Source organism: Mycobacterium sp. E3298 (assembly GCF_001666895.1).
Lineage (GTDB): Bacteria > Actinomycetota > Actinomycetes > Mycobacteriales > Mycobacteriaceae > Mycobacterium.
In genome coordinates, this window is sequence record NZ_LZJB01000299.1 from 1 (window position 1) to 578 (window position 578).

Consider the following 578-nt stretch of genomic DNA (forward strand, 5'->3'; position numbering starts at 1 on the left):
TCGCCGCGGAGCTGCAGTCGGCTGCGTTGAGTTATCAGAATGTGGTGACTCAGCTGGCCAGTGAGGAGTGGGCGGGCCATGACGGTGGGGCGGAATCCGTAGCGGGGGCCGGCGCCGGCGTGGGTGCCGTTGCCGACTCCGGCCAGGGGCATGCCGCCGAGCAGGTTGCCCGGTCCCCCGGCTGCCTCGGGTGCGGCGCTGATCGCGCTGACCGGGACCGCGGTGTGGCCCACGCCGGCGCCGGCCCCCGCTACGGATTCCGCCCCACCGTCATGGCCCGCCCACCCTTCGCCGGATAACCTCCGGGTCGGCAGCGTAGGAACACGCTTTAGCGCGCGAAAAGTGCTGCGCTAAAGCGTGTTTCGCGTTTGCGCCCAAGAACCGACTCGCGGCGGAGGCCTTGCCCACGCCCCCGGCCGGCCCCTGTCCGGGCCGACATCGCCGCGGCCTTTATTGCGACCGGATTTTTTGTCCAGCGCCCACGTCGATCCGCCCCGGCTGCGCGGGATCGCTTATCGGCCGTGATCCGCCCGGCACCCGTTCCCGCAGGTAGGCGTGCACACGGCGAACGCGGGCGG

At 71.6% G+C, this 578-nt stretch carries 1 pseudogene; it reads right to left on the reverse strand.

Going from position 1 to position 578, the window contains the following annotated elements:
* Nucleotides 1-233, reverse strand: a pseudogene (locus tag A9X05_RS31055) (PE/PPE C-terminal domain-containing protein); the annotation flags it as partial.
* Between the last annotated feature and the right edge of the window lie 345 nt (nt 234-578).